Raw genomic sequence first — 4,174 nt, 5'->3', positions numbered from 1 at the left:
TTCACCATTTCTGAAATTTCATGGAGTGAAGAAGATGTCTGAGTGACACTTGCAGATTGTTGTTGAGATGCCGAAGCAAGGTCTGAAGCTCTTTGTCCAAGTGTTCCAGATATTGTGTTTAAAGTAGTACTCTCGCTTGTTACACTCGTGATTGTATCTTCAATTTTTCTCTTAATACTTCTTATAAAGTAAACGCTTAGAGCAATTGTAAAAAGTAAACATCCACCAAGGATAGAGAACATTAAAAGTTGGGCCCTCTTATAATTTGATCTTGCAGCATCAAAGTCTAGTTGTGCTTTTGTTAGAATAATTTCTTGAAGTTTATCTAATTGGTCTCTACTACTTTCAAATGCTGGACCCGTAATATTTAGAGAGTTTCTCTTAAGGTCAGCTAAGCTTCCTTCATATCCATTTTCACTTAGAGGCATTGATTGATCACTTATATCTGCCCATGATTTATATTTATTTTTAAAAATCTCTATGACTTCTTTCTCTTCTTTTGTCGCGGCAAGAGTTTCATATGTTTTAAACCTGTCGATTACTTGCTTTCTATTTTTCTTGTAATCTTTTACTTGAGCAATACGTTGTTCATCATTTAAACCTTCTAGAAGTAATGTTCTCTCTGCTACAAGTGATTGTTGAAAATCTCTATCTGCTTGAACCAAGTTATCAATAGATGGAAGACTTTTTGAAAAGACTCTATCTAGTTCGAGACTCATGTTATTTAGACCAATGTAGCCAATTACACAGATGATCACCTGAAAGATAAAGAGAAAGGACACTAGTGTAATAATTTGAGTTTGAATTTTTAATTTCATTGTATCTGGACCTCGTATAAATAATTAATCTTTCTAATTATCGGTAAGTGCAAAGAATTTATTGAGATAATTTAGAGGCAAAATATTCTTTATTTTTCAAAGAGTAGGCTGTCTCTATAAATTCTTTCAAATTATTCCGATACAGTACTTATGATAAACTCTAGCCGAGAAATATTTATATTTTATCTGAAAAATGACAAGAATGTGTCTGAGGATTACATCTATCTATCTAATATGTTTAAGAATTATGGGATATCTTTAGTACCAGTATCTTTAAAAGAACTTAAAGATATTAAGCATAACAATAGAGAGTATATTATATCTATTAGCTCAACTATTTCTAAGTATGGGAATTTTCTAAGAGCAAGAAAGAGCTTCCTTGACCGAATGGTCCTTGCAAAGAAGTTTTGCCTGTATGATATCTCTAGTTTTGCTATCGCTGACATCTCGGCCAAAGGTTTTAGGAATAATTCCTATCACTACTTTCAACTACCTGTTGAGGTCAAAGAAGTGGTAAAATTAATAGCATTATCTATATATGAAGATAGAAGAACAAAGTTAACATGGCCTGGAGGAGTGAGATCAAAGCTTCCTGCAGATGCCGGGAGTAAAATGTGAAAATTAGTCAGGAACAAATTGTTTCTCGTCTTATTACTTTGATAAGATTAGATGCTAAGAATCTCTTTGAAAGAATCAAAAATAGAGAAGTTGAATATCTAACAATTTTTTCACTTAAAAGAACTCGTTCACATTTTCCTGCAGTTTTTAGATCTAGGTATAATAAAGTTGGGATAGGGGATTTGAAGTTTCTCTCTCCCGAGCTAATAGTTGTTTTAGATGATTTTTACGAAACTGTTGATAAGATGCAGTGGTACCTAACTTCCACTGAAGATATGCCGCAAACTGTTGACGATAGAGTTCATTTCTTTATTAAGGATTTGAAACGAAAGTACGATCTTCTAATGCTTTACTTTGATGGTGAAACTGAAGATGAGCCAGCTCAAGTAGAGCTTGACGATAACGAGGATGATACCGTAGCTGATTTTCAGCTAGAAGAAGTTGAAGAAAACTTTGAAGAATTGTCTGATGAGGTTTTAAATGACCTCACTTCAAGTTAGTATATCCCTATGCTAAAAATACTTTTAATTACAACTTTAATTTCACTACCAACCTTTGCTAGAGAAGCTATATCTGGAAATAGATATCAGTTACTATCTGGAGTTAGAAAGCAAAAGGAAAGTATACAGTTTTGGGATAAGAAATTTTCTGGAGAAGATTACCTCTATGGAAAAACTCCTGCAAAATTTCTTGCTGAAAACTATAACTTTATTCCACTGGCCGCAAAAGTCTTAGATGTCGGAATGGGAGAGGGACGTAATACAGTCTTTCTAGCAAGAAAGGGATATAACGTAACAGGCGTCGATATCTCCGCCATCGCAGTTCGTAAGGCCCGACGTTTGGCCGGCGAGCATGGAATTAGGATAAATACAGTGGTCTCTTCAATGGACGACTTTAAAGCTAAAGAGAATTCCTTCGACGCTATTTTAGTATTCTATTATGTAGACCGTGGCCTAAATAAGAACCTCGTAAAGTGGCTTAAGCCAGGTGGTATAATTATTTATGAGTCTCATACAAAGAAGCAAAAAACTCTTCCTGGAAATGAAAAGTATGAAGATAAGTACCTTTTAAAGGAACTTGAGCTACTTACTATGTTTCCAGAGTTAAGAGTTTTAAAGTTTGAAGAGCCACTTCATCAAAAAGAATTCACTAGTTCTATAATTCTTCAAAAACCCTTGAGATAATTACCTACTACCTGAAAATGGTATGATGGGTGATAATGATAGAATGAAGATTGTTTTATCTATTCTATTTATGGTTTTTTCATCCGCCTCATTCGCTGAGAATAAAAAAATGAGTGATGAGGGAATGTTCTCTGGCCGAGTATCATACTTGCGTGAGGAGGCCAATCTCGTGAGAATCAAAGTTGATTTCGAGAATGTGAAGTATCTTAACAAAAAAGATAGAGTAGAGTTTTGGGATCAACATAATCCTAGTTTTCACTGTAGGGCCTACGTCGCAGGAAAGAGTAGTAACTACCTCCTAATAAAAGTACCAAATATGAACGATTGTTCCTCGCGAGTGACTCTGGGCACAGGAGTGTACCTACAATTCTTTAGTGAAGATCTAGAAAATAATATTGCAATGGGTAAAGAGCTCATTGAAATCCTTGTGAAGAAGAAAATGGCGCTTACCAGCAAAATATTGTCCAGAAAAAAGCAATTAGATAGCCATATTGAAAAAGCTAACGCGGTGAATGGTCGCTACCAGGTTTTACGCGACAAGTTAGAGGCCCAGTGGAGAAATGAATTAGCTTCACTTGAAGAAGATAGACTCGATGCACTTAGAAATTACAAGGGCTTGGAAGTAAGAATCAACGAAATTGAATTTAAGTTACAGAAATATAGGATTTCCGACGAGAATCTATCATTAGATAGATGGTCACTCGACCCTAGATTATTCTACAAAAAATAGCCTCAGACTCCTCTAAAACACCATAAAAATTACATATTTAAGAGCAAATATGGCACATGTTCCTTAACATTTCAGTCAAGATTATATATGCTCTGCCAGCCAATTAAAGCAAAGGATAAGAAATGCTAACGACAAAGAAATTTATTGCGATATTTATGCTCGCAGTTTTATCGATCTCAACTCTTGGAGTTGGAAGTCCTAAGGCCGTTAAAGGTGGAACCTTTAAGTATAACCTTGGTCAAGCACCTACGACACTAAACCCGCTATCATCTACTGATGCATACGCGTCTTCAGTACAGTCTTACATCATTGAAGGACTTGCAGATAGAAACCCAGATACATATGAGTGGCAACCGCTACTAGCTGAAAGCTGGGAGATTTCTAAAGATGGAACAGAATATACTTTTACTCTTAGAGAGGGTGTTAAGTGGCATGATGGAAAGCCTTTAACAGTTGAAGATGTAAAGTTCTCATTTGATGCAATCGTTGATCCAACAAATAAGTATAAGACGGCTCAAATCAAGCCATACTACGAAAATATTTCTTCAGCTGATATTATTGGAAAAAATAAGATCAAGTTCATCGCTAAGAAAAAATACTTCAAAAACTTTGATGTTGTTGCTGGTCTATCAGTAGTTCCAAAGCACATCTACGAAAACCCAACTGATAAGCAAAAGAAAAAGCTTAACAAAACTCTTATTGGAACTGGTCCTTATAAGTTAGATGGATACAGAAGAGGAAAGCACATCACTCTAGTTAGAAACAAGGGTTGGTGGGGAGCTAAAGATACTGCGAGATCTAAAGAGCACAACTTTGGTAGAATC

General features: G+C 35.3%; 6 protein-coding genes. 5 read left to right on the top strand and 1 reads right to left on the bottom strand.

Features of this window, described 5'->3' with window-relative positions:
• Window positions 1-818 (bottom strand): MCP four helix bundle domain-containing protein (locus ABX784_RS15850; RefSeq protein WP_372656039.1); only part of this gene is annotated, 818 nt, incomplete at its 3' end.
• A 234-nt stretch (window positions 819-1,052) separates the two neighbouring features.
• On the opposite strand from ABX784_RS15850, the gene ABX784_RS15845 reads away from it, so the two are divergent.
• The 5 genes from ABX784_RS15845 to ABX784_RS15825 all read left to right on the top strand — a co-directional run.
• Window positions 1,053-1,436: a hypothetical protein gene (locus ABX784_RS15845; RefSeq protein ID WP_372656038.1), complete on the top strand. Its 384-nt coding sequence runs from the start codon at window positions 1,053-1,055 to the stop codon at window positions 1,434-1,436.
• A complete protein-coding gene (locus ABX784_RS15840) occupies window positions 1,433-1,936 on the top strand; it encodes a hypothetical protein (RefSeq protein ID WP_372656037.1) in 504 nt (167 codons plus the stop codon). Before ABX784_RS15845 ends, ABX784_RS15840 begins: the two co-directional genes overlap by 4 nt.
• Window positions 1,937-1,945: 9 nt before the next feature.
• Entirely contained in the window at window positions 1,946-2,620 is a 675-nt protein-coding gene (locus tag ABX784_RS15835) for a class I SAM-dependent methyltransferase (RefSeq protein WP_372656036.1), read from the top strand.
• Between the two features lie 43 nt (window positions 2,621-2,663).
• Complete coding sequence (locus ABX784_RS15830; protein WP_372656035.1) at window positions 2,664-3,350, top strand: hypothetical protein; 687 nt, start codon at window positions 2,664-2,666, stop codon at window positions 3,348-3,350.
• A gap of 122 nt (window positions 3,351-3,472) precedes the next feature.
• Window positions 3,473-4,174: ABC transporter substrate-binding protein (locus ABX784_RS15825; RefSeq protein ID WP_372656034.1), on the top strand; the 702-nt coding region annotated here is incomplete at its 3' end.

Origin of the sequence: Halobacteriovorax sp. (assembly GCF_041587335.1) — a bacterium.
Classification (GTDB): Bacteria; Bdellovibrionota; Bacteriovoracia; order Bacteriovoracales; family Bacteriovoracaceae; genus Halobacteriovorax.
This window is presented reverse-complemented; position numbering and strand designations above follow the sequence as displayed.